Source organism: Sphingopyxis sp., assembly GCF_050725615.1.
Classification (GTDB): domain Bacteria; phylum Pseudomonadota; class Alphaproteobacteria; order Sphingomonadales; family Sphingomonadaceae; genus Sphingopyxis.
Genome location: NZ_JBOHHU010000066.1, coordinates 1 through 23,555, shown reverse-complemented (window position 1 = coordinate 23,555; position 23,555 = coordinate 1). Strand labels below are relative to the sequence as shown.

The 23,555-nt window shown below is 66.1% G+C and carries 21 protein-coding genes; 8 read left to right on the top strand and 13 right to left on the bottom strand.

Annotated features, from left to right (window positions below):
- Together ACREB7_RS14935 and ACREB7_RS14930 are read right to left on the bottom strand one after the other, a co-directional pair.
- On the bottom strand, positions 1–1,054 hold a 1,054-nt coding region (locus ACREB7_RS14935), incomplete at its 3' end, for a class I tRNA ligase family protein (RefSeq protein WP_431593067.1).
- Between the two features lie 158 nt (positions 1,055–1,212).
- Positions 1,213–3,285 (bottom strand): prolyl oligopeptidase family serine peptidase, encoded by a 2,073-nt coding sequence (locus tag ACREB7_RS14930; protein ID WP_431593066.1) that lies wholly within the window; start codon positions 3,283–3,285, stop codon positions 1,213–1,215.
- A gap of 153 nt (positions 3,286–3,438) precedes the next feature.
- Here ACREB7_RS14930 and ACREB7_RS14925 point away from each other — a divergent pair, with 153 nt between their 5' ends.
- The gene (locus tag ACREB7_RS14925) at positions 3,439–4,122 is read left to right on the top strand and encodes an HPP family protein (protein WP_431593065.1); all 684 of its coding nucleotides are present in this window, start codon (positions 3,439–3,441) and stop codon (positions 4,120–4,122) included.
- An 18-nt stretch (positions 4,123–4,140) separates the two neighbouring features.
- Here the strand turns inward: ACREB7_RS14925 and ACREB7_RS14920 are convergent, their stop codons facing one another.
- The 3 genes from ACREB7_RS14920 to ypfJ are packed head-to-tail and all read right to left on the bottom strand — an operon-like array spanning position 4,141 to position 6,985.
- On the bottom strand, positions 4,141–4,824 hold the full coding sequence (locus ACREB7_RS14920; RefSeq protein WP_431593064.1) for a hypothetical protein: 684 nt from the start codon (positions 4,822–4,824) through the stop codon (positions 4,141–4,143).
- On the bottom strand, positions 4,821–6,107 hold the full coding sequence (locus ACREB7_RS14915; RefSeq protein ID WP_431593063.1) for an amidohydrolase family protein: 1,287 nt from the start codon (positions 6,105–6,107) through the stop codon (positions 4,821–4,823). Before ACREB7_RS14915 ends, ACREB7_RS14920 begins: the two co-directional genes overlap by 4 nt.
- Entirely contained in the window at positions 6,080–6,985 is a 906-nt protein-coding gene (gene ypfJ / locus ACREB7_RS14910; RefSeq protein WP_431593062.1) for a KPN_02809 family neutral zinc metallopeptidase, read from the bottom strand. The genes ACREB7_RS14915 and ypfJ overlap by 28 nt, the downstream gene beginning before the upstream one ends.
- A gap of 161 nt (positions 6,986–7,146) precedes the next feature.
- Here ypfJ and ACREB7_RS14905 point away from each other — a divergent pair, with 161 nt between their 5' ends.
- Complete coding sequence (locus ACREB7_RS14905; RefSeq protein ID WP_431593061.1) at positions 7,147–8,301, top strand: patatin-like phospholipase family protein; 1,155 nt, start codon at positions 7,147–7,149, stop codon at positions 8,299–8,301.
- 34 nt (positions 8,302–8,335) lie between these two features.
- Positions 8,336–9,121, top strand: a complete 786-nt coding sequence (locus ACREB7_RS14900) for a 3-hydroxybutyrate dehydrogenase (RefSeq protein ID WP_431593060.1) — start codon at positions 8,336–8,338, stop codon at positions 9,119–9,121.
- 230 nt (positions 9,122–9,351) lie between these two features.
- Here ACREB7_RS14900 and ACREB7_RS14895 read toward each other — a convergent pair whose 3' ends face one another.
- The 4 genes from ACREB7_RS14895 to ACREB7_RS14880 form a co-directional block, all read right to left on the bottom strand.
- Positions 9,352–9,873, bottom strand: coding sequence for an FKBP-type peptidyl-prolyl cis-trans isomerase (locus ACREB7_RS14895; protein WP_431593059.1), 522 nt, complete (start codon positions 9,871–9,873; stop codon positions 9,352–9,354).
- 182 nt (positions 9,874–10,055) lie between these two features.
- The gene (gene rpsU, locus ACREB7_RS14890; RefSeq protein WP_037510267.1) at positions 10,056–10,262 is read right to left on the bottom strand and encodes a 30S ribosomal protein S21; all 207 of its coding nucleotides are present in this window, start codon (positions 10,260–10,262) and stop codon (positions 10,056–10,058) included.
- Positions 10,263–10,446: 184 nt separating this feature from the next.
- Positions 10,447–11,007 (bottom strand): hypothetical protein, encoded by a 561-nt coding sequence (locus ACREB7_RS14885; protein ID WP_431593058.1) that lies wholly within the window; start codon positions 11,005–11,007, stop codon positions 10,447–10,449.
- 63 nt (positions 11,008–11,070) lie between these two features.
- The gene (locus tag ACREB7_RS14880) at positions 11,071–13,395 is read right to left on the bottom strand and encodes a YadA-like family protein (protein ID WP_431593057.1); all 2,325 of its coding nucleotides are present in this window, start codon (positions 13,393–13,395) and stop codon (positions 11,071–11,073) included.
- A 307-nt stretch (positions 13,396–13,702) separates the two neighbouring features.
- Here ACREB7_RS14880 and ACREB7_RS14875 point away from each other — a divergent pair, with 307 nt between their 5' ends.
- The 4 genes from ACREB7_RS14875 to ACREB7_RS14860 all read left to right on the top strand — a co-directional run bounded on the left by ACREB7_RS14875 (position 13,703) and on the right by ACREB7_RS14860 (position 17,609).
- Positions 13,703–14,467, top strand: a complete 765-nt coding sequence (locus ACREB7_RS14875) for a class II aldolase/adducin family protein (RefSeq protein ID WP_054729410.1) — start codon at positions 13,703–13,705, stop codon at positions 14,465–14,467.
- A 27-nt stretch (positions 14,468–14,494) separates the two neighbouring features.
- Positions 14,495–15,040 carry a (2Fe-2S)-binding protein gene (locus tag ACREB7_RS14870; protein WP_431593056.1) on the top strand — a complete coding sequence of 182 codons (546 nt, stop codon included), beginning with the start codon at positions 14,495–14,497 and terminating at the stop codon, positions 15,038–15,040.
- A 139-nt stretch (positions 15,041–15,179) separates the two neighbouring features.
- Positions 15,180–16,157, top strand: a complete 978-nt coding sequence (locus ACREB7_RS14865; RefSeq protein ID WP_431593055.1) for an RcnB family protein — start codon at positions 15,180–15,182, stop codon at positions 16,155–16,157.
- A 180-nt stretch (positions 16,158–16,337) separates the two neighbouring features.
- A complete protein-coding gene (locus ACREB7_RS14860) occupies positions 16,338–17,609 on the top strand; it encodes an amidohydrolase family protein (protein ID WP_431593054.1) in 1,272 nt (423 codons plus the stop codon).
- 5 nt (positions 17,610–17,614) lie between these two features.
- Here ACREB7_RS14860 and ACREB7_RS14855 read toward each other — a convergent pair whose 3' ends face one another.
- Positions 17,615–20,251: an EAL domain-containing protein gene (locus ACREB7_RS14855; RefSeq protein ID WP_431593053.1), complete on the bottom strand. Its 2,637-nt coding sequence runs from the start codon at positions 20,249–20,251 to the stop codon at positions 17,615–17,617.
- Between the two features lie 152 nt (positions 20,252–20,403).
- Between ACREB7_RS14855 and ACREB7_RS14850 the strand changes: the two genes are divergently transcribed.
- Positions 20,404–21,438 (top strand): fatty acid desaturase family protein, encoded by a 1,035-nt coding sequence (locus ACREB7_RS14850; protein ID WP_431593052.1) that lies wholly within the window; start codon positions 20,404–20,406, stop codon positions 21,436–21,438.
- Here ACREB7_RS14850 and ACREB7_RS14845 read toward each other — a convergent pair.
- From ACREB7_RS14845 to ACREB7_RS14835, 3 genes are read right to left on the bottom strand one after another with little or no spacing between them, the layout of a single operon-like run.
- The gene (locus ACREB7_RS14845) at positions 21,429–22,205 is read right to left on the bottom strand and encodes an HvfC/BufC family peptide modification chaperone (RefSeq protein ID WP_431593051.1); all 777 of its coding nucleotides are present in this window, start codon (positions 22,203–22,205) and stop codon (positions 21,429–21,431) included. The two genes, ACREB7_RS14850 and ACREB7_RS14845, sit on opposite strands and share 10 nt — an antisense overlap.
- Positions 22,198–23,043: an MNIO family bufferin maturase gene (gene bufB, locus ACREB7_RS14840; RefSeq protein WP_431593050.1), complete on the bottom strand. Its 846-nt coding sequence runs from the start codon at positions 23,041–23,043 to the stop codon at positions 22,198–22,200. The genes ACREB7_RS14845 and bufB overlap by 8 nt, the downstream gene beginning before the upstream one ends.
- Positions 23,044–23,102: 59 nt before the next feature.
- A complete protein-coding gene (locus ACREB7_RS14835; protein ID WP_431593049.1) occupies positions 23,103–23,414 on the bottom strand; it encodes a hypothetical protein in 312 nt (103 codons plus the stop codon).
- Between the last annotated feature and the right edge of the window lie 141 nt (positions 23,415–23,555).

The window sequence follows — 23,555 nt, the reverse complement described above, 5'->3', positions numbered from 1 at the left end:
GGATCAGGAAGCCCTGTTCCTTCATCCGCTGGACGACCAGTTCGCGCGCGCCGTCGATGCCGTCGCGCTTGAAGCGGTGGAGCCCCAGATATTCCGCCGGGATCAGCCCGTCGCTCGTCTGGATGACGTTTGCATCGCCATCGAGCATGTTGAGCATCTCGCCGGGCTTGAACCCCGCGCGCTTGCCGACGTCGAAGTCGTTGAAATCATGTCCCGGCGTGATTTTCACCGCGCCGCTGCCCAGTTCAGGATCGGCATGTTCGTCGGCAACGACCTTGAAGCGGCGGCCGGTGATCGGCTGCAGGATATCCTTCCCGATCACGCTCTGGTAGCGCGCATCGTCGGGGTGCACGGCGACCGCCATGTCGGCGAGCATCGTTTCGGGGCGCGTCGTCGCGACCTCGATATAATCGCGGCCGTCGTCGAGGGTCACGCCGTCGGCGAGCGGATATTTGAAGTGCCAGAAGAAGCCCTGAATCTCGTGCGTCTCGACTTCGAGGTCCGAAATCGCGGTCTTGAGCTTCGGATCCCAATTCACCAGCCGCTTGTCGCGGTAGATCAGCCCCTTTTTGTGAAGGTCGACGAACACCTTGACCACCGCAGCGGTGAAATGCGGGTCCATCGTGAACTGCTCGCGCGACCAGTCCATCGAACAGCCGAGGCGGCGGAGCTGGCCGGTGATCTGGCCGCCGCTTTCGGCCTTCCACTGCCAGACCTTGTCGACGAAATCCTCACGGCTGTAGTTGGTGCGCTTGTCCTGCCGCGCTTCGAGCTGGCGCTCGACGACCATCTGCGTCGCGATGCCGGCATGGTCCATGCCGACGACCCACAGCGCGTCCTTGCCGCGCAGCCGCTCGTAGCGGACGAGGACGTCCTGCAGCGTGTTGTCGAGCGCATGGCCGATATGGAGCGCGCCGGTGACGTTCGGCGGCGGGTTGACGATCGTATAGGGTGTCGCGTCTGGGCGCGCGGGGCGAAATAGCCCGCGGCTTTCCCATTCATGGGCCCATTTCGCCTCGATTGCGGCGGGATCGAATGTTTTTTCCATCGGCATAATGCGCCGCGCTTTGCCAGCCATGGTGCGGCGCGGCAAGGGGGAACCATCCCATTCTCGTCATGCCGGACTTGATCCGGCATCCCGCTTTAGTGGCCGACGGCGCGGGAGCGGGACCCCGGATCAAGTCCGGGGTGACGAGATAGAGGAAATCGGCGCTATTTCTTGAAGTAGGTCTTCATCCAGTCGAACACCGTGCCATACCATTGCACGCTGTTCTGCCCCTTCAGCACCCAATGATTCTCGTCGGGGAAAACCAGCAATTGCGACGGGATGCCGCGGCGCTGGAGCGCGGTGAAGCTGGCGATGCCCTGTGTATAGGGAATGCGGAAATCCTTTTCGCTGGTGATCACCAGCATCGGGGTCTTCCACTTCGCGACATGGTTCACCGGGTTCCATTTTTCATATTCCTGCGGAACATCGTAATAGGTGCCGCCATGCTCCCATTCGTCGAACCATAGTTCCTCGGTCTCATAAGCCATGGCGCGCGCGTCGAAGACGCCGTCGTGCTGGACGAGGCATTTGAACCCGTCGGGCCATTGGCCGGCGATCCAGTTGGTCATGTATCCGCCGTAGGAACCGCCGAGCGCGCAGGCGTTGGCGGTGTCGAGCGCCGCATCCTGCTTGCCCGCCGCAGCGAGACCGAGTTTCAGGTCTTCGAGCGGCTTGCCGCCCCAGTCCTTGTTGATGCTGTCGGTGAAGGCCTGACCGTAACCGGTCGAGCCGTGGAAATCGATCGTCACCGCCGCATAGCCCGGCGCCGAGAAGAGGCGCGGGTTCCAGCGCGTCGACCAGCTATTGCCAAAGCTCGACTGCGGGCCGCCGTGGATCAGGAAGGCGACGGGCAGCTTGCCCTCGGCCTTCGCCGGCTTAACGATCTGGCCCCAGACGGTGTCGCCATTGGCGCCCGCGAATTGGAGCCGCTTGACGTCGACGGGGTCGATCTCGGCCATTTGCGCCTTGTTGACCTCAGTCAGCCGGGTGACCTTGCCCTTGGCGTCGCGGACGAACAGCTCGGTCGGGTCGGCGATACTGTTGCGGCTGTAGAGCAGGGCGCCGCCGGGCAGCGGGGTGACGTCGCCGATATTGCCTTCCCACTGGTCGGTGGTGGCCTTCAGCTTCGCGACCTTGCCGCTCTTCACATCGACCTTGAACAGCGGATGGTCGAGCACATCCTGTGCGGTGACGTAGAGCGACTTGCCGTCGGGCGCCCAGGCGATCGAGGCGATCGAGCGGTCCCACGCGTCGGTCAGCTTGCGCGTCTCGCCGGTCGACAGATCGCGGAGCATCAGCACCTGGCGGTCGGCCTCATAGGTCGGGCGCGCCATGGCCGCATAGGCGAGCCATTTGCCGTCGGGCGAGGGGGTGGGCAGGGTGTCGGTGGCCGCATTCGCCTCGGTCAAATTCTGCGGCATCATCCGGCTGTCGACGAGCCAGCTGTAGATATCGAGGTTGGTCGACATCGGCTCATTCCGGTCGGCCTTGCGCAGCGTGAAATAGACGGTGCGGCTGTCGGTGCCCCACGCCAGTTCCTCGCCGCCGCCGAAGGGTTTGGACGGGCTGTCGCCGGTCAGGCCGGCGTCGACCGCGCGCTCGGTGGTTGCCTTGCCGCCTTCGAGGTTGAAGACGAAGGGGCGGCTGTAGGTGCCGGGGGTTTCCCATTCGTCCCAGTGGCGGACGAAGCCGACGCCGTCCTTGTACAAGCGGCCGGTGCCGGGTCCGGGCAGTGCGCCCTTGTCCTTGGCGTCGCAGCCGAAGGTCGTGCATTCCCTGGCGATGTCGCCCCAGGCGAGCAGCTTGGTGCCGTCAGGCGAAATCTTGAAGCCCGAAACGTCCGCCTTGGTATCGGTCACCTGCACGGCCGGCGTGTTCATCGACTGGAGGTCGATGCGCCAGATCTGGCTTTTGCCCGAGGCGTTGGAGAGGAAGAACAGCATACCGTCCTTGTGGAACGCCGGGTCAGTTTCATTCTTGCCCGCGGTATCGGCGACCCGGACCGGCGCGGCATTCTTGGCGTTGCGATCGACGAGCCACAGGCCGGTCGAGCGCTTGTACGTCTCGGGCGCGGTCTCGGTCATCTGATAGACCACCCATCGTCCGTCGGGTGACGCGGTCGGCGCGGCGACGCGTTTGAGCGTCGCGAGGTCGACCTCGGTCATCGGCCGCGCGAGGGCGGGGGCGGAGAGAGCGGCGGCGAGCGCGATCGCGCTGGGCAGGATGAAGTTACGCATGCAACGGCTTTAGCGATGCGGCGGGCGCGTTCAAGGCCGAAGCGGTGCAAAGCCGGCTTAGCGACGGCAAACAAATGCTGTCTGGCGCCATGGCGCCGAACCCAGCATCGGGCCGATCCGAAACGGAGAGTCCCCGTGCCACGATCCCAATTTTTGTCCAGCGGCCTGTTCGTGCCCTTGCTTGCCGGCGCCAGCTTGCGCGATCGGCTGCTCGCGAGCCTTGGCGCGTTGCTGGGGATCGCGTTCGTCGGCCTGACCTGCACCCTTATCTTTCCCGCGTCCTTGCCGTGGATCGTCGCTCCGGTCGGGGCGTCGGCGGTGCTGTTGTTCGCCGTTCCCGCCAGCCCGCTCGCCCAGCCCTGGTCGATCGCGGGCGGAAATGTGGTATCGGCGATCACGGGAATTCTCGTGATGCAATTCGTCCATGAACCCGTGGCGGCGGCGGCGGTCGCGGTTTCGAGCGCGATATTGATGATGTCGCTGTTGCGGTGCCTGCATCCGCCGGGAGGCGCCGCAGCGCTGAGCGCCGTCCTTGGCGGGCACTCGCTCGCCTCCGGTCATGCGCTGAGCTTTCTGGCGCTGGTGCTGATCAACTCCGCTTTCCTCGTCGCAATCGGCTGGCTGTTTCACCGCTTCTCGGGCCACAGCTATCCCCACCGCGCCCGGCCTGTCGAAGGCAAGGCGCTGCCGCGGGTGCCCGTTTCGGGGCTGCTGATCGACGACATCGACGCTGCGCTCGACGATCTGGGCGAGACCTTCGATATCAGCCGCGAGGATCTGGCGCTGCTGCTCGATCGCGCCGAAGTTCATGCGGCGTCGCGCATGGGCAGGATCTGAAAAGCCGGGCAGCGCCGCTCAGGGGACGGTTTCGGTCTCTTCCCCGCCCGCCTTGTCGCATCGCTTGGGATTTTTCCTCATTTTTTCGGCCTTGCGCCAGGCGACGCGGAACAGCCGGTCGCGCTCGGCTTTCGCGGCCAGGTCGTAGCGCGCCTGCGCTACGGGGCGGCCCATCGAGTCGCGCAGCGACAGCGTCACGGCGGCCCCTGTTTCGAGACGGTCATAGGGGTCACCGTCCCAGTCGGTGCTGGTGAGGTCCGCCGAGGCGTAACGATAGCGGTTCGCACCGATCTGATACTCCGGTCCGAAACGTTCGAGGTCGGCGGTCCAGTTGTCGCCGCCATCAAGCAGGATATGAAGCGTCACCCAGCGGAACGCCTGGTCAGGGCCGCCGACGCTCGATAGGTCGCCGACCGCGTTGGTCAGTTCGCCGATGCCGTCGGCCTCGGCATCGTCATAATAGACTGTCAGCCCGGGCGTGCCGAGGTCGGGATATTGGGACTTGCTCTCTTCGAGCATTGGTGGCGCCCAGCTGACATAGCGGGTCAGCACCTCGCCGTCGGCGTCGATATGCACGCCGACGTCGACATGCGAATTTTTGCTGCCCTTGGCGCTCGCCGAACAGACCCATTGCCCGTCGTCCTGCGCCAGCGCGGGCGCCGCGCTCGTCAACAGGCCCACGACGAGCAGCGCGCGGATCATCGCACCAGAACCCCGCCCTTCATCACATGGTCGATCTTTTCGAGCGCGCGGATGTCGGCGAGCGGGTCGGCCTTGACCGCGACCATGTCGGCATAGCGATCGGCGACGATCACGCCGACGTCGGTGCGGCCCATTTCTTCGGCGGCGCGGCCGGTGGCGGACTGGATCGCCTGCATCGGGGTCATGCCGTATCGCACCATATAGGCGAATTGTCGTGCGTTGAGGCCATGCGGATAGACCCCGGCGTCGGTCGCGAAGCCGATATTGACCTGCAGCTCGACCGCGCGCTTGAACGCCGAACGCTGGGCGTCGGTGGTTTCGCGGTTCTTGCGCAGATATTCAGCGGGCCAGCCTTCCTTGGTGCCGATGTCGTTGATGTAGTCGCCGTTGTAGATATCCATCGCGAGCCAGGTGCCATGTTTCTTGGCAAGCCGGAGCGTCGCTTCGTCGGCGAGGCTGGCATGTTCGATGCTGTCGATCCCGGCCTCGATCGCATTCCGGATGCCGATCGCACCGTGCGCGTGCGCGGTGACGCGCTTGCCGCGTGCGTGCGCGACCTGCACGATCGCGCGGAGTTGCTCGATGGTCAGCTCGGGCGCGCCGGGTTCGGTGCCGATCGCGAGCACCGCGCCGGTTGCGATCGTCTTGATGAAGTCGGCGCCATGGTCGAGCAGCCACGCCGTCTTTTCCGCCGCTTCCTCGGGCGTCGCGGCGACGCCGAGCCGCATGTCCGGGGGCAGTTGGTCGTTCGGGACGACGCCGTTCAATTCACCGCCGCCGCCGGGGATGGTGAGGTAAGCGCCGGCGACCCACATGCGCGGGCCGGGCACGTCGCCGCGCTCGATCGCATTGCGCAACGCGACATCGGTGAGGCCGCGATAGGTGCCGACGTCGCGGACGCTGGTGAAACCCGCATCGAGCGTGACGCGGGCGTTGCGCGCGCCGACCAGTGCGGTTTCGGCCGGCGACGCCTTCATCGGCGCGGCAAGATCGGCGCTCTGGCCAAGGTCGGCGAGATGGGTGTGAAGGTCGATCAGGCCGGGGAGGACGGTGTAGCCCGACCAGTCGATCAACGTCGCACCATCGGGCGCCTTGCCGCAGAGCGCGACCTCCTTGATCCGCTCATCGACGATGGTGATGCAATGACCGGTACGAACCTCGTCGGTGACCCCATCGATCAACCGCCCCGCCTCGACATAGAGCGTGGCCGCCGAGACCGGCGATGCCGCTAGCAAGCTTGCCGCAAGAGCGGCGGTCAGATGGCGCCGCTGAACGTATCGCACTGGCGCGGGTCCCCGGTCTGCAGGCCGCGGCGCAGCCAGGTCATGCGTTGTTCGCTCGTCCCGTGGGTGAAGCTTTCGGGAACCGGACGCTGGCCCGCCGAGCGCATCAGCGTGTCGTCGCCGATCGCATTGGCGGCGGTCATCGCCTCTTCCAGGTCGCCCGCCTCCATCACCGGCTGGCCTGCGCTGTTGCTCGCACGGTTCGCCCAGACCCCGGCGTAGCAATCGGCCTGCAACTCCATTTTGACCTGATAGGCATTGCCCTCGGCCTGCGACGCGCGCTGCTGCGCGGCGCGGACCTTTTCGGAGGTGCCGGTGATCGTCTGGATATGATGGCCGACTTCGTGCGCGACGACATAGGCCTGCGCGGCATCGCCCGCCGCGCCGAAACGCTGGGCCAGTTCGTTGAAAAAGGCGGTGTCGAGATAGACGCCCTGATCGGCGGGGCAATAGAAGGGCCCCATCGCGGCCTGCGCCGCACCGCAGCCCGAACGATTCTGGTCGGTGAAGAAGTTGAGCGTCGGGCGCTGGTAGTTGCTGATCAAATCGCCCCACACCTGATGCGTCGAGCCGAAGACGTTGCACGCGAATTTTTCGGCCTGGGTGTCGCAGGCGACATTGGCGCCGCCGCGGCTGTCGGCTTGCGGGTCGACGGTGCCGCCGCCGCCCGACAGCATGTTCATCCCGCCGCCGAAGAACAGAAAAGCGAGCGCGCCAAGCAGGAGCAGCGTGCCGCAGCCCATCTTGCGCCCGAGCAGCATCGGCAACAGGCCGATGAGCAGTCCGCCCATGCCACCCCCGCCGCCGCCGCCGAAACCTCCGCCCCCGCGTCCGAGATCGCGGATATCGTCACCGGGATCATAATCGTCGAGACGCATAACAAGGGTACTCCAGCGGTCATTTGGTCTGGTTCGGTTGTGGCAGCAGCCCGCCGCAATTGGAAGGGCCTTCGCGGCGTCCGACGGGCTTTGGCTTGCAATGATCCGTGTTGCGGTGCACCAATCGCCGCCACCCCCGACCAAAGGATTGCCCCGAGTCCATGCCGCGCCGCGCCGCCAAAGCCGCCTTGCCTTTGCCCGACCTCGTGGTGCTCGTGTTGCAGGGCGGCGGCGCGCTCGGCGCCTATCAGGCGGGGGTGTATGAGGCGCTGATCGAGCTGGGGATCGAGCTCGACTGGGTCGCGGGAATTTCGATCGGCGCGGTCAATGCGGCGATCGTCGCCGGCAACAAGCGCGACGAGGCGGTAGGCAAATTGCGGGCGTTCTGGGACGGCGTGTCGTCGGCGCTGCCATCGGTGCCGACCGCCGACAACGACTGGACGCGCGAGTGGAACCATCTCGCGGCGGCGGGGCAGGTGATGGCGTTCGGGGTGCCCGGCTTTTTTACCCCGCGCTGGCCGCCGCCGGCGCTTGCCGAGCGGCAGACGCCGGGGGCGGTGAGCTTCTATGATAGCGCGCCCTTGGTCGCGACGCTCGACCGGCTGGTCGACTGGGACCGGCTGAACACCGGCAAGGTGCGGCTGTCGGTCGGCGCGGTGGCGGTCGAGACAGGGAATTTCCGATACTTCGATACCAAGAGCGAGCGGATCGACGCGCGGCATATCCTGGCGTCGGGCGCGCTGCCGCCGGGACTGCCGCCGATCGAGATCGACGGGACCTGGTATTGGGATGGGGGCCTGGTGTCGAACACCCCGCTCGAGCATGTCGTCGAGGCGGCGCATGAGGATATGCTGGTGTTCCAGGTCGATTTGTTCCCGGCGCGCGGTGAGCGGCCGCACGACATGGAGGAGGCCTGGTCGCGCGAGAAGGATATTCGCTATTCGAGCCGGACGCGGCGGATTTCGGACGGGCTGGTGCGGCGGCGGAAGGAGCATCGGTTAATCGACCGGATGTTGGCGAAGTTGCCGCCAAATGTGAGCGAGCTGCCGGAGGTTCGGGCGGTGCGCAAGATGGTCGATTGCAAGGCGCTCAACGTCGTGCAGCTGGTGCATAACCCCTTGAAATGGCAGACCGGTGCGCGCGATTTCGAGTTTTCGCGGACCGCCGTCGAGGCCAATTGGGCGCAGGGGCGCGCGGCGGTCGAAGCGGCGATGAAGGACGGGCATCTGCTCGCGGAAAGTATCGCCGAGGGGCGATCGGAGAGCTTCGCGGTGCAGGCGGACGGGCTGAAACCGAAGCAAGCCACCGAAAAATAGACATATCTCCCCCCCAAGAAGAGAAAGGCAATTTATGCACCTCCAAGGCAAAACCGCCCTCGTCACCGGCTCGACCTCGGGCATCGGGCTCGGCATCGCCAAGGCGTTCGCGGCAGCGGGCGCCAACATCATCGTCAACGGCTTTGGCGAGCCCGACGCGATCGAAGCCGAACGCGCCGCGCTCGCGGTGCTGAACGGCGGCAAGGCGGTGTATGACGGCGCCGACCTGACCAAGGCCGACGAAATCGAAGCGATGTTCGCGCGCGCCGACAAGGATCTGGGCGGGGTCGATATCCTGGTCAACAATGCCGGCATGCAGTTCGTCTCGCCGATCGAGACCTTCCCGCCCGAGAAATGGGACATGATCATCGCGCTCAACCTGACCGCGTCCTTCCACACGATCCGCCATGCGGTGCCGGGGATGCGGAAGAAGGGCTGGGGGCGGATCATCGGCACCGCGTCGGCGCACTCGCTCGTCGCCTCGCCGTTCAAATCGGCCTATGTCACCGCGAAGCACGGGCTTGCCGGGCTGACCAAGACCGTCGCGCTCGAGGTTGCCGAGGCGGGGATCACGGTGAATTGCATCAGCCCCGGCTATGTGTGGACGCCGCTGGTCGAGAACCAGATTCCCGACACGATGAAGGCGCGCAAGATGACGCGCGAACAGGTGATCAACGACGTGCTGCTCGCGGGGCAGCCGACGAAGAAATTCGTGACCGTCGAGCAGGTCGCGGCGCTCGCGGCGTTCCTGACGCGCGACGAGGCGGAGAATATCACGGGGGCGAATTTGAGCGTCGATGGCGGGTGGACGGCGGCTTAGGCAGGCGGATTGAAGGGTTTTGGGACGAATGCCGACGTTCCATTTCCCGTCACCCCGGGCTTGACCCGGGGCCTGCCTTGTCTTTGGTCCGACGGCGAAAGAAGGAAGGCGGGTCCCGGGTCAAGCCCGGGATGACGATGAAACAGGCGTCAGTTCCCCATCCCAAAACACCAACAAAAACGGCGGCAGGATCAACCCGCCGCCGCTTTGAAAGCCGATAGGTCGCCCGATCAGGGCTGCGGCGCGCCCGGCGGCGGACCGCCCTGCTGCTGCATCATCTGCTGCTGTTGCTGCATCATCTGCATCTGCTGCTGCATCGCGCGAACCTCGGCCTCGGTCTTGAACTCGAGCAGTTCGACCTCGAAGTGCAGCGTGCTGCCACCCGGGATCGGGCCATTGTCCTTGTCGCCATAACCGAGCGCGGGCGGAATGGTGACCTTGTACTTGCCGCCCTTTTTCATGCGGGTCAGCGCCTCGGCAAAGCCGGGGGCGGTCTGCGCGACCTGGAAGGGCGCCTGTTCATTGGCGTCGAAAACCTTGCCGTCGTCGAGCTTGCCTTCATATTTGACGAGGACGACGTCGGACATCGTCGGGCTGTTGCCGGTACCTTCCTTGACGACTTCAAAGCCGATCCGCGGGGTCGACATCACCGCAAAGGCGATCGCCGCCGCGATCAGCGCCGCAACGCCGAACCACATCAGCCACAGGCCGCCCTTGCTCACCGGACGCAATGGAACCGTCGTCACGCTCATTTTCTGATCCTTCCCCTGCCCCCGCGCAAGATTTCGGCGGAGCAAAAACATCGCGCAAGCCTATAGGCGGAGCGGCGCGGAGCGGTCCAGCGACAATTGCATGCGCCGCGCACAACGAAAAAGGCGCCGCGTTGCCGCAGCGCCCTCTTCAATTCCGGATCCCGATCGGGACAGACGGGGTCTTACTTGATCCCGTCGCGCTCCATGCGCTTGCGCTCCATCTTGCGGGCGCGGCGGACGGCGGCGGCATGTTCGCGCGCGCGCTTTTCGCTGGGCTTTTCGTAATGACGGCGCAGCTTCATTTCGCGATACACGCCCTCACGCTGCAGCTTCTTCTTGAGCGCGCGAAGGGCCTGGTCGACATTATTGTCGCGAACGATGATCTGCATGTGCCGTGTCGTCTCCGGTTCGTCGGGCAATTAACGGCAACCGGATATCCAGCCCGCCATAAATCGCCGATATATGGGCAATAAAAGAAGCGCCGCGAACCCGCGACGTTCCGTTGGGAGCGCCACTAGCCAGATTCGCGGCCAAATGCAAGCCCCTGCGCGGCGGCAGGGGCAGCAAAAGCGCCTATTGTCCGCCGCGTCGCCGTGCGTCGGGCACTTCGGGTCCGGCGCCGGGCTGCTGCGTCGCCAGCGGCATCGGCGAAATCGCGACCCCGAACAGGCGCCATTTGCCATTATACCACTGGAATTCGAAATCGAAGGCGACGGCGGTCGGGCGCAGCCCGAAACTGCCGCGCACGCGCAGGATATTGCCCGCCCCCACCTGCGGCGCGCCGTTATAGACCGGCGCGAGCAGCAGGCTGTTCGACAGGTCGACGCGATTGTCGCGCAGCGAGGCGAAGATCTGCCCCAACCGCGACGGATCGTTGGCGATCTGGAACGCCGGCGAACTGATGTCGCGCAGCACCGAATAATTGCCCGACTGGTTGGCATGGTCGATCGCAGTGATCGTCGACCAGATCAGCTTGGCGAGCTCGAGGTCGCCCGGCACCGGCATCGCGGCGACCGGCGGCGGCGCCGCGGTGCCGGTTTGCGCCTGCGCCGGCAGGACGATCGCCAACAGCGTGGCGGACAAAGAAAAAGCGGCCGCTTTCGCGCCGCGTTTCAGGAAAGCCGTGTTTTTCATATCACCCAACATGAAAGGGCGATGCGCCTTTGGCAAGACGCATCGCCCGTTTTCATTCCTGGCTTACCAGACGACCTGGAAGCCGCCGCGTGCGCCGATCTCACCCGAGTCGAAGCCCGCACCGACACCGGCCGAGAAGGTGGCCTTCTCGCTGATCCGCGCGGTCAGCGCGACCGAGCCTGCGGTCCGGTCGTTATAATAGCCGATGCCACCCGACAGGCCGAACTTGGCGTCGGCCGGCAGCGACGGCGTTTCCATCGACAGCGCCAGCGCGACGCCCTCGTTGGCGAGGCGCGCCTGGCGGCGGTTCTCGTCCGACTGCGCGAACAGGGTGCCGATCTGGCTGGTGTGCTGCGCGGTGAGCGATTGCAGCGCCGTGACATTGGCGTTGGTCGCTGCCAGCGCCGAGGCGGTGGCCAGGCTGGCAACCGTCGGCCCTGCCCCCAGCGTGCCCGACGCATCGACGGTGGCGACGCTGATCGTCCCCGTCTGTGCGGCGGTGCTGGCGGCGAGATCGCCGACCGTCACGCTGCTGCCCGTGCCGCCCAGCTTGACCTGGTTGGCGCGGGTGGTGGTGGCGCCGAAACCGACGGCGGTCGAATTGTCGAACGCCGCATTGGCGTTCTTGCCGACCGCAGTCGCCTGGACGCCCGCTGCATTCGCCTGGTGACCCGAGGCGAGGCTCAGGTTGCCCGAAGCGACGGCCTGCCAGCCGAACGCCTGCGCGCCGCGACCCGAGGCGACCGATTCGGCGCCAACGGCGGTCGAATGGAAGCCCGAGGCATTGGCGAGCTGACCGACCGCGACCGCGTCTTCGTCGGTCGCGCTGGCGCTCTGGCCGATCGCGGTCGACGTCGTACCGGTGGCCGCCGATTCGCTACCATAGGCCACGCTCTGCGCGCCTGCGGTCGCGCCGATGCCCGTCGCGATCGCGCGGTTCCCGGTCGCCGACGAGCCTTCGCCGATGGCGACGGCCTGATCCGCCGCATTGGCGATCCGGCCGATCGCGACGCCGCCGGCAGCCGCCGTCGCACTCGTCCCGACCGCCGTGCCGTCGACCGCAGCCGTCGCGAAGTTGCCGACCGCCGTCGCATTGTCACCCGTTGCACTGGCGCTCTTGCCGACCGCCGTGGACTGGATACCCGCCGCGCTGGCTTGATGGCCCAGCGCGGTGCTGAGATTGCCCGCAGCCGATGCCTGCCAGCCGAAGGCCTGCGCGCCGCGACCCGAGGCGACCGATTCGGCGCCGACCGACGTCGAATGGAAGCCCGAGGCATTGGCGCCCTGACCAAAGGCGGTGGCGTCTTCGTCGGTCGCCTGGGCGCCGATGCCGACCGCCGTCGAGGTCAGGCCGGTCGCATTGGCCTGCACGCCGACTGCGGTCGAGCTGTCACCCGACGCGTTTGCGCTCGAGCCGATTGCGCTCGACAGCGCACCGCTGGCGTTGGCGAGTACACCGACTGCGGTCGAGCTGTCGCCCGACGCGTTGGAATTCGAACCGAGCGCGCTCGACAGCGGACCCGAGGCGTTGGCCAGTTCACCGACCGCGCTCGAGAAGGCGCCCGATGCCGTCGCGAACGAACCATTGGCGGTCGAGGCAAGGCCGGTCGCCTGCGCGCTCGCGCCCGTCGCGACGCTGAAGGTGCCCGACGCCACGGCGGCACGGCCGGTCGCGGTGTCGTTGTCGCCCGTCGCCTGGGCATTGTCGCCGACGGCGGTCGAGTTCAGGCCGGTGGCCTGCGCCTGACGCCCCGTCGCGACGCTGAAGTTGCCGGTCGCCGCCGACTGCCAGCCGAACGCCTGCGCCCCGCGGCCCGAGGCCACGGCCTCGCCGCCAACGGCGCTCGAATGGAAACCGGTCGCCTGTGCCGCATCGCCGATGGCCACCGCGTCTTCGTCGGTAGCGCTGGCGCTGTCGCCGATCGCGACGCTCGAAATGCCCGAAGCCGTCGAGTCATAGCCGACTGCGGTACCACGCGAGCTCGCGACCGAATCGGCGCCAACCGACGTGCCACGCGTGCCGGTGGTCTGGGCGTTGGTGCCGACCGCCACCGAATTGCTGCCGCGCGCAATGGCTTGTCCGCCGAGCGCTGTGTCGCGGGCATTACCGGCGACTGCACCGCCACCAAGCGCGGTCGAATTGCTACCGCCCGCCTGGGTGTTGCCACCGACCGCCGTCGCACGGTTGCCCTGAACACGAGCGTTCACGCCGCAAGCGACCTGCGTATCATTGCTCGAAACCGCTCCCCCGTCGGTGTCGGCGGCATCCGCCACGCCATCGTTGTTCGTGTCGAGAATACATTCCGCCGCTTGCGCCGGCGCGGCCGAGAAGGCCGAATAGGCCGCCAGCGCCATCACGGACGCCGACAGTTTGATCATGGTACGCATCGTTCCTCACTCCCCATTGGCGCGGGCAGCGGAATGGCTGCACCGCGAAAATGCAACTGCAAACCAGCATGAGGGGACAGCCGGGGTCGACCGCGCACACGCACGCCAGCGGACTACATTGTCTCTATCGGACAAATGAAAGCCCCGCAGTTCGACCCTGATTCGGAACCTGACCGTTAACCTCCCGTTCGTCAACGCTTTAACGCTTTTGGTAACCATTCTGCCTCAATCGGCGGCGGGATTGTCTGACCCCCTGCGGCTGTGGCATAGGTGGCACAACGAAACCGACCGCGAGAGGATCAGGCGAATGGCGACCCAGCTGAAGCGCAACAGCAAATATAGCGAAGCCGAATGGACGGCGCGGCAGGAACTGGCCGCCTGCTACCGCATCTTCGCGATGATGGGCTGGGACGAGATGATCTTCAACCACATCACGGTGAAGCTGGAGGACCAGGAAGGCGCCTTTCTGATCAACCCCTACGGCATGCATTTCAGCGAGGTCACCGCGTCTAGCCTGATCAAGATCGACATCGACGGCAACAAGCTGGACGAGGATAATCCCTGGCACGTCAACAAGGCGGGCTTTGTCCAGCACAGCCTGTTCCACCGCGTCCTGCCCGACGCCCATGCGATCATCCACACCCACACCACCGCGACGATGGCGGTGTGCGGGCTCGAGGGCGGGCTGCAGCCGACGAACTTCTATGCCTGCAACTTCATGGGCCAGCTCGCCTATCACGATTTCGAGGGCGTCACGGTGCGCGAAGAAGAAGGCGAGCGGCTCGTCGAGCATCTCGGCAACAAGCGCATCCTGATGCTGCGTAATCACGGCCCGGTGGTGATGGGCAAGTCGCTGTCCGACGCCTTCATCAAATATTGGGCGCTGCAGCGCGCGTGCGAGATCCAGCTCGCGACGATGAGCATGGGCAAGCCGATCCTGGTCGACGAAGAGGTGATCAAGGTCCACCAGCGCGACCTCTATATGGCGGCGATCCCCGGCCAGTCGGGCAAGGCCGAATTCGACGCGATGGTGCGCAAGGTCGACAAGATCGACACAAGCTGGCGTGACTAATCCCGCCATTCGGCTAACAGGGGCGGCATGACGCGCTTTTCGGTCAACGACCGCCCGGTCGAATATCGCATGGATCCCGAAACGCCCCTGCTGTGGGCGCTGCGCGACGCGTCGAACCTGACCGGCACCAAATATGGCTGCGGCACCGGCGAATGCGGCGCCTGCACCGTCGACATCGACGGCGAAGCGATCCGCAGCTGCCTGGTCACGATTGCGGAGTGCGAGGGCCGCTTCGTCACGACGATCGAGGGCCTGACCCGCGACCGCAGCCATCCGGTGCAGCAGGCATGGGTGGCGGAGCAAGTGCCGCAATGCGGTTTCTGCCAGTCGGGCATGATCATGGCGGCCGCCGCCTTGCTGCGCACCAACAGCAACCCCAGCGATGCCGAGATCGACGCAGCGATGACCAACATCTGCCGCTGCGGCACCTATCCGCGCATTCGCAGGGCGATCAAGCGTGCGGGCCGCGTGCTGCGCGGCGAAGAGCGCATCGCCGCCGCGCCGCCGCCGGGCATTCGCCCGCAGGACGCCGCCGGCGCCGTCCCGGCGATGCGCGCGCCGCCGGAACGCTGAACCCTTTCGCGGCGTTCATCTAGCTGAACCGCAGGCAACACCATGGTTCAGCCATGACTCATCTTGCCGACCGTAAATATCGGTTCATCTTCCCGGTCGGCCGTCCGCCGTCCATGGGACCCGTGTTCGGAGACAGACGATGAAGAGACTAATCGGAGGCTTGCTGATCGCGGCGACGATGCTCACCCCGATCGCGCCGGTGTTTGCACAGGCGCGCGACGGCCAGCAGATCGCGCAGCGCGGCGATGGCAACCGTGGCAATGGCGGCAATCGCGGCCAGGGTTATAATCGCGGCGGTGGCGACCGTGGCGACCGTGGCCAGCGCCAACAGGCGCCGCGTCCGCAGATGCAACGCCAGCAGGGCGAGCGCCAGCAGGTGCAGCGCCAGCAAGACCAGCGCCCGCAAGGCCAGCAGCCGCAGCGCCGCGACTGGTCGGGCAACCGCGATCGCGGCGGCCAGGTCCAGCGCCAGCAGGGCCAACGTCCGCAGGTTCAGCGCCAACAGGCTCCGCGCCAGCAGTGGCAGGGCCAGGATCAGCGCCAGCGTCAGGACCGCAACCGCGGCACCTATGACCGCAACAATGACGGCCGGGTCGATCGTCAGTGGGATCGCAATCGCAACGGTCAGGTCGATCGCCAATGGGATCGCAACCGCAATGGCCAGGTCGACCGGCGTTACGACCGCAATCGCAACGGCGACCTCGATCGCCGCTGGGATCGCAACGACAACAATCGCGTCGATCGCCGTTACGACCGCAACCGCGACGGCTATGCCGACCGGCGCTATCGCGACGGGCGTCGGGACAGCAATTGGAATCGCGGCTGGCGCAACGACAACCGCTACAATTGGCGCGACTATCGCCAGCGCTACGGCAATCATTACCGCCTGCCGCGCTATTATAATCCCTATCGCGGCCGCAACTACACGCGGTTCAGCATCGGCTTCACGCTCGGCTCGCTCTATTATGGCCAGCGCTATTGGATCAACGATCCCTGGTATTATCGTCTGCCGCCCGCCGACGGGGGTTATCGCTGGGTGCGCTATTATGACGATGCGCTGCTCGTCGACACCTACAGCGGCGAAGTGGTCGACGTGATCTACGATTTCTTCTGGTAATATTCCTTTCGGTTACCGGATGACAAACTGAGGGGCCGGCTTGCCCGGCCCCTCTTTTTGCGTGGCCGGCTTGGCCGCACCTTCTTTTTGGGGCGCGGCCGGTTCGCCGGCTGCTCATTTTATCCGCTTGCCCTCCCCCGCCCGGCACGCCACCATGGCGCTATCAGACAGGGGAATATCATGCGCAAATTGGGATGGGCCGCGGCCCTGACGTTCACGCTGCTCGCCACGACAGCCCAGGCCAAAACCACCGTCATCTATGCAGGGCATGTCATCACCGACCCCGACAAGCCGGCGCTCGGCGCGTCGACCGTCACCGTCACCGACGACCGCATCACCTCGATCACGTCGGGCCGCACCCCGGCCCCCGCCGACGCCGAGATCGTCGATCTGGGCGACAAGACCCTGCTCCCCGGCCTCATCGACCTGCACGTCCATCTGACCGGCGATCCGGGCGGCGATTATCGCAGCGAAGCGGTCGATCCCGACGAATGGGGCGTCGTCGTCGGGGTCAAGAACGCCGGCATCACGCTGCGCGCCGGCTTCACCACGGTGCGCGAGGCGGGATCGGCGCAATATACCGCCTTCTCGCTGCGCCGCGGCACCGCCGCCGGCTTCATCACCGGCCCGCGCATCATCGCCGCCGGTCCGGCGCTATCGATCGTCGGCGGCCATGGCGACGTCACCGGCTTTCGCGAGGATGTCCATGGCGTGCTCGACCAGGGCTACACCTGCACCGGCGCGGTCGAATGCGCCGAAAAGGTCCGCAAGGCGTCACGCGCGGGCGCCGACATCATCAAGATCACCGCGACCGGCGGCGTCCTGTCGCAGCAGGGACGCGGGCTGGAGGGCCATTTCAGCCGCGCCGAGCTCGACAGCATCGCGACCACCGCGCATTCGCTGGGGCTGAAGGTCATGGCTCATGCCCATGGCGCGCGCGGGATCGAGGATGCCGCCGCCGCCGGGATCGACACGATCGACCATGGCACCTTCGCCGACGACGCCGCGCTGAAGGTGATGAAGGCCAAGGGCACCTACCTCGTCCCGACGCTGATGGCGTTCGAGGGGATCAAGGAGCGGCTGGGCAAGGGCATCTATACCCCGACGGTCGAGGCCAAGGTGCGCATGACGATGGGCAGCGTCGGCCAGGCGGTGACCCGCGCCAAGGCGCTCGGCGTGCCGGTCGCCTTCGGCACCGACGCCGGGGTGTTCGACCATGGCCGCAACGCCGGCGAGTTCGCGCTGCTGGTCGCGAACGGCCTGACCCCGCGCGAGGCGGTCGCCGCCGCCACCACCGTCGCCGCGAGGGCGCTGTCGATGGAGAATGAAATCGGCCGCATCGCGCCAGGCATGTCGGCGGACATGATCGCGGTTGCGGGCGATCCGCTGAGCGACGTGCGAACGCTGGAAAAGGTCGACTGGGTCATGGTGCGCGGGCGGATCGCCGATTAGGCCGATCAGGCCGCGCGTTCGATCCGCGACCGGGGGGCCGGCGCGGTGCCTGCGCCGCCGATCAGCGCCGATATCTCGACCGCCTGCGCGAACTGCACCCCGACGCGGTTCGCCTCCGACCATCGCGCTTCGGCGTCGAGGATCAGGTCGGGGCCGAACTCGAGCCGGAATTGCGTCCCTTGCGGCACGTTCCACAGCCCCTCGATCAGCGCGCCGCGCGTCGAGACGTTGCGGATGATCGCCTCATAACGGTGGCTGCCGCTGGCGACCTGTATCTGGCGGAAGGTCCGGCTGCGCGGTTCGCGCGCGCTCTTGTAGCCCTCGGCCACCACGCGGCCGTCGCCCGCGCGAAGCAGCGCGAGCGCCTGCGCCAGGGTCATCGGCTTGCCATAGATATAGCCCTGGACATGGCTGCAGCCGAGCCCGCGGATCAGGTCGAGATCGTCGTGCGTCTCGACCCCCTCGGCGGTCGTCTCCATCTTCAGCGCGGCGGCGAGCCCGACGATCGATGAGATGATCGCGGCGTTCATGCTGCTCCGGTCGGCGGCGCCGCGCACGAAGCTCTGGTCGATCTTGATCTTGTCGAACGGCGCTTTCTTCAGATAGCCGAGCGCCGAATAGCCGGTGCCGAAATCGTCGAGCGCCAGGCGCACCCCGGTGCGCTTCAACCGCTGGAACATCTCCAGATTTTCGGGGCTTTCATCGAGGAACACGCCTTCGGTGATTTCGAGTTCGAGCTGTTCGGGGCGGATGCCCGCCGCCGACACAGCGCTCATAATCGTCGCCGGCAATTTGTCGTTGCCGAACTGGCGCGGCGACACATTCACCGCGACGCGATACCCCGGACCCAGCTCGGCGATCGCGGCGCAGGCCGATCGGATGATCCATTCGCCGATCGGGATGATCAGGTTTGATTCCTCAGCGATCGGAATGAATTTCGCCGGGCTGATCGCATCGCCGCTGCCGCGCTGCCACCGGATCAGCGCCTCGAATCCCGAAATGCGTTCGCTCGCGACATCGACGATCGGCTGATAGACGAGCTTTAGCTCGTCCTTCGCCAGCGCATCGCGCAGCGCATCCTCGATCGCCTTCCTTTCGCTCGCCTGGTTGTGCATCGCATCGGCGTAGAAGCGATAGACGCCGCGTCCGGCATCCTTGGCGGCGTAGAGCGCCAGGTCGGCGTTGCGCACCAGCGCCGACGCCGACACCCCTGCCCCGGCGGACACCGCGATCCCGATCGACGAGCCGACGCGCACCTGTTCGCCCTCGATCGCAAAGGGCTTGGCGATGCTGAGGATGATCGCATTGGCGATATTGGCCAGCTTGTCGGCATGGGTGATCTGCGGCAGCACGATCTGGAATTCATCGCCGCCAAGACGCCCGACCTGCCCGCGGTCGCCGATGATCTGGGTCAGCCGCGCCGCGACCTGTTGCAGCAACTGGTCGCCGACCGGGTGGCCGAGCGTGTCGTTCACCGCCTTGAACCGGTCGAGGTCCATCAGCATCATCGCGCAGGGCTGCGGCTGGCCGATATGGGTCTTGAGCGCGCGTTCGAGCAGGTCGGTGATATGGAGGCGGTTGGCGAGCCCGGTGAGCACGTCGTAGCGCGCGAGCTGGTTGATCTCGCGCTCGGACTTCTTCTTTTCAGTAAGGTCGGTGCCGCTGCCGCGAAAGCCCTGAAAATTACCGAGCTCATTGCTGATCGGATGGCCCGAGATCGACCACCAGCGCTCCTCGCCATGCACCGCCGCCTGCACCGTCAATTCCTTGAAGGGGGTGCGCGAGGACAGGCTGAAACCCAGGGTGCGTTCCTCGCTTTCGTCGTTGCCGACGCGCTTCTGGATGATGTCGGTGAACGGCCGGCCGAGCAGCTGGCTCACCGACCGGCCGAGTTTCGCAGCCACGGTCGGCGAAATATAGACCAGCTGTCCATGACGGTCGGTTTCCCAGAACCAGCCGCGCCCCGCGCGCTCGAAATCGCGCACCAAGTTGAGCGCGCGCTGCTGGTCGCTGATCGTCTTGCGATTGGCCCGCTCGGTACGGCGCTGGTGGCGCACATCCTCGCGGACCATGACGATCAGCAGGAAGAGAAAGATCATCGCGGCAAAGGCGAAGGGCATCGACCCCTTGCCGATCGCGCCGCCGAGCGCGGTGGCGCCGGCAAAGGCGAAGAAAGCCGGACGCGCGATCGCCACCGCCGCCGCAGCGACGAGGATGGTGCCGATGCGGATCGCGGCAAAGGCGTCGAGGTAGCGCGCGACGTCGATCGACGGCGAGGAGACGAACATCGCAATGCTCGTCGCCAGAGTGCCGAGCGCGATCAGCAGCATGGAGACAGTGCACCAAAGTGCGATATATCGCGGCGGCACCTGTCGCCGGGTGCGCGACAGCTGGCCGATCACGGTCAGCACAAGGTCGCACAATATGCCGAGACCGAGGCACAGCCATTGCGACGGCCGGTCGAAAAAGCCGGGCAGACCGGGGAAAAAGGCGCAGGCGAAATAGACGAGAACGCGGCTGACGAGCACATAATGCCACAGCTGTGCGACGCGCGTCAGGCGCGTCACAAATTCCGGCGATTCGAACAGCGATTCGTCGGAAGACGCCCCGCTGTTCTCCGGCCGCACGATGGCCCGCTTCAACCCCAATCCCGCTGTTCCTGCTAGTCGGTCCTCGCCCGAAGCTGTGCCAGAAAGGGGTTTCCAAAACCTTATGCACATCCCCCGCAAAGGCCCGGATTTGCTCCATAATGGGAGGATTTGGGTTTTGCTTCGCAACGGGTTATAGAGGCGCCATGCCTGCCGTTCGCCTCCTGCCGCCCGACCGTTTTTTCGACCGCGCCGAATGGGCCGCGATCACCCGCGCGTCGGCCTGGCGCGGCGTCTGGCTCGTCGCGCATGGCTGGATCATCAGCATCGCGGTGGTCGGCGTCGCGGCCTGGCTCAACAACCCGCTGGCATGGCTTGCGGCGATCATCCTCGTCGGCGGGCGCCAACTCGGCTTTGCCATATTGATGCACGATGCGGCGCATGGCGCGCTGCATCCGAACAGGAAAATCAACAATTTCCTCGGCGATTGGCTGACCGGCGCGGCGGTCGGCTCGGACCTGATCGCCTATCGCACCTATCATCTCCAGCATCACAAATTCACCCAGCAGCCCGAAGATCCCGACCTCGCGCTGTCGAAACCCTTCCCCACCACGCGCGCGAGCCTTTGGCGCAAGGTGCTGCGCGACCTGACCGGACAGACGTTTTTCAAGCAGCGCGTCGCACAATTCGGCTTTGCCATGATCGGCCTCAAGGCGATGCTGCGCGGCGAAAAGCCCGAGAAGAAGGGCGTAAGCACCAAGGCGGGTACACCCTTCAACAAACAGTCGGACGACGGCATGACGTCACCGACTGTCGATGTTGCGGGGGCGATGGCGGTGACGCGCGCGGTCGGGCGCTTCCTGCTCGTTCAGGCGGTGCTGCTCGGCGCATCGCTCGCGCTCTATGGCTGGACGCCGTATCTGCTGTGGCTCACGGGGCTGGCGACGACGTTCCAGCTTTACCTGCGCATCCGCAACATCGCCGAACATGCGTGCACGACCACCGGCAGCGACGATCCCTTCACTCATGCGCGCACCACCCGCGCCGGCTGGTTCGCCCGCGCCACCGTCGCGCCCTATTGGGTGAATTATCACGCCGAACATCATCTGTTCATGGGGGTGCCCTGCTATCGCCTGCCCGCGGTCCATGCCGCGCTCGGTCGCGCGGGACGGCACGGCGAGATGACGATCGCGCCGAACTATCGCAGCGTCCTGCGTCAGGTGACCGCCGTTCAGGCCTGATCGGCGAGAATGACCACGCCGTCGGCAAGCCAGCGCCCCAGCCATGCGGCCAACGCCTCCATCGCCCCCGCCTCACCCAGCCGGCCAATCGCATCGACGCTGAGCGCGGTGAAACTGGCGCCCGCGCCGAGCAAAGCCAGCGCCCCCGCCTCTTCCTCCAACAGGGTGCGGAATTGCGACTGCGTGCCGAGGCGCCACACCAGCAAAGTGACGGGGACCGCCAGCGGCGCTGCATCGGGCGGCGTTTCGCCCGCGTCGAGCGCGCTCCAGATCGCGCGGCTGTTATGGCGTTGGACGAGCAGCTTCGCCGACGGGTGCAGGGTCAGGCGCCGCTCGATCCAGTCGTCACCGAGCGCGCCGACCCGCGCCGCGTCGAGCGGTTCCGCATCGGCGGCGTCGAACGCGCCGCGCAGCGCCCAGTCGAGATCGGCGAGTTCCGCCAGCTCGCCATCCTCGGGATAATGCCGCGCCAGAAACGCCGGAAATTCGTCGCCATAATAGCGCAAATTGCGCGTCGACGACGGAAAAGCGGCGACATAGGCGGCCGCCAGATTGTCGAACTGGTCGTCGCCGAGCCAGGCGTGGACGCGCTCGAAATGGTCGGCGAGCACCTCGCGCAGGCTGGCGCGGTAATTGTTGCGATAGATATCGAGCCGCCGCGCCGCGCCGACGCGGTTGTCATCGACGATCAGCGCCTCGGCCCCCGCATCGCCGCCGATCACGCCGGCGAGGAAACGCGCCTGCACATCGCGCAGCGCCTCAGCCATGCGCCGGCTCCAGCACCTGCGCCGTGAGCGCCCGGGCGCGATCGAGTTCGGCGATCACCTCGGACAGCGGCGGGATATCATCGTCGCGCTCGATCATCGTCGCCACCGGACCGAACATTGCCACCGCGCGGCCATACAGGTCCCACACCGCATCGCAGACGGCAGCGTCATGCGTGTCGATGACATAGTCGCCCATATCGCTGTGCCCCGCGAGGTGGATCTGCTGGATGCGCTCCCCCGGCAGGCCGGCGAGATAGTCGAGCGGATCGAAACCATGGTTGCGCGCGCTGACATAGATATTGTTGACGTCGAGCAGCAGCAGGCAGTCGGCGCGCTCGGCCATGTCGGCGAGAAAATCCCATTCGCTGCGGTCCGACGAGCGAAAGGTCACATAGGAGGACGGATTTTCGATCAGGATGCGGCGGCCAAGATAGTCCTGCACCCGGGCGATATTGTCGACGACGCACGCCAGCGCGGGCGCGTCATAGGGCAAGGGCAACAGGTCGTGGCTGTTGTGCGCGTTGATCCCGGTCCAGCACAGATGGTCCGAAATCCACAAGGGCTCGACCCGTGCCGCCAGCGCCTTCAGCTCGGCCAGATATCCCATGTCGATCGGCTCGTCCGAACCGATCGACAGCGACACGCCGTGCATCACCATCGGGTAATCGGCGCGGATCGCGTCGAGCATCGCCATCGGCTTGCCGCCGGGGACCATGTAGTTTTCGGAAATGATCTCGAGCCAGTCGACCCGCTGCGGCCCGGCCAGAAACTCGGGATAATGATCGGGGCGCAGGCCGAGGCCAAAGCCCGGCGAGGCGATGGTCTTGCGATCGTCCATGCGCGTCCCTTCCTGTCCCATTCGGCAGGCCCGGCACCGCCGAACCTGCCGAGCGGAAATCAGGCGCCGATCGTGCCGCCGTCGGCGAGGCACTTGCTGGCCGCGACCTTTTTGAAGCCCTTGCCCTTGCAGGCATTGGCGCCCTTGCAGCTGTTGCCCGCAGTGCTGCAGCCCGACGCGCTCTTGCACGAGCTGGCTTCGGTCTTGCAGTCCGACGTGCCCTTGCAGGCGTTGACGCCATAGCATTTGACCTCGTCGTTCGCGCCGATCTTCTTGGCGGCGGCGGGCGCGTCCGAGGCGAGTGCGGCGCCCGACAGCGCCAGCGCGGTGGCGGATGCGGCAATCAGGCCGGCGAGTTTGTTCGTGATCATCAGATCGTCCTTCCCTTGGTTGTCCAATAAAGGTGGGGCGAATCGCCGCCCCTTGGCCTTCTTCACACGACCCGGGAGGGTTTTGGCATGATCTCGATCACAGGCGAAAGAAATAACGTCCCGCGCGGCGCTGCGCCGCCG

Bases quoted from the DNA above. Each gene is read 5' to 3' on its own strand.
- ACREB7_RS14845 (WP_431593051.1), bottom strand. From the start codon at position 22,205: ATGGCTGAGGCGCTGCGCGATGTGCAGGCGCGTTTCCTCGCCGGCGTG.
- rpsU (WP_037510267.1), bottom strand. From the start codon at position 10,262: ATGCAGATCATCGTTCGCGACAATAATGTCGACCAGGCCCTTCGCGCG.
- ACREB7_RS14930 (WP_431593066.1), bottom strand. From the start codon at position 3,285: ATGCGTAACTTCATCCTGCCCAGCGCGATCGCGCTCGCCGCCGCTCTC.
- ypfJ (WP_431593062.1), bottom strand. From the start codon at position 6,985: ATGCGTCTCGACGATTATGATCCCGGTGACGATATCCGCGATCTCGGA.
- ACREB7_RS14875 (WP_054729410.1), top strand. From the start codon at position 13,703: ATGGCGACCCAGCTGAAGCGCAACAGCAAATATAGCGAAGCCGAATGG.
- ACREB7_RS14865 (WP_431593055.1), top strand. From the start codon at position 15,180: ATGAAGAGACTAATCGGAGGCTTGCTGATCGCGGCGACGATGCTCACC.
- bufB (WP_431593050.1), bottom strand. From the start codon at position 23,043: ATGGACGATCGCAAGACCATCGCCTCGCCGGGCTTTGGCCTCGGCCTG.
- ACREB7_RS14860 (WP_431593054.1), top strand. From the start codon at position 16,338: ATGCGCAAATTGGGATGGGCCGCGGCCCTGACGTTCACGCTGCTCGCC.
- ACREB7_RS14850 (WP_431593052.1), top strand. From the start codon at position 20,404: ATGCCTGCCGTTCGCCTCCTGCCGCCCGACCGTTTTTTCGACCGCGCC.
- ACREB7_RS14895 (WP_431593059.1), bottom strand. From the start codon at position 9,873: ATGAGCGTGACGACGGTTCCATTGCGTCCGGTGAGCAAGGGCGGCCTG.
- ACREB7_RS14900 (WP_431593060.1), top strand. From the start codon at position 8,336: ATGCACCTCCAAGGCAAAACCGCCCTCGTCACCGGCTCGACCTCGGGC.
- ACREB7_RS14835 (WP_431593049.1), bottom strand. From the start codon at position 23,414: ATGATCACGAACAAACTCGCCGGCCTGATTGCCGCATCCGCCACCGCG.
- ACREB7_RS14880 (WP_431593057.1), bottom strand. From the start codon at position 13,395: ATGCGTACCATGATCAAACTGTCGGCGTCCGTGATGGCGCTGGCGGCC.
- ACREB7_RS14870 (WP_431593056.1), top strand. From the start codon at position 14,495: ATGACGCGCTTTTCGGTCAACGACCGCCCGGTCGAATATCGCATGGAT.
- ACREB7_RS14920 (WP_431593064.1), bottom strand. From the start codon at position 4,824: ATGATCCGCGCGCTGCTCGTCGTGGGCCTGTTGACGAGCGCGGCGCCC.
- ACREB7_RS14885 (WP_431593058.1), bottom strand. From the start codon at position 11,007: ATGAAAAACACGGCTTTCCTGAAACGCGGCGCGAAAGCGGCCGCTTTT.
- ACREB7_RS14905 (WP_431593061.1), top strand. From the start codon at position 7,147: ATGCCGCGCCGCGCCGCCAAAGCCGCCTTGCCTTTGCCCGACCTCGTG.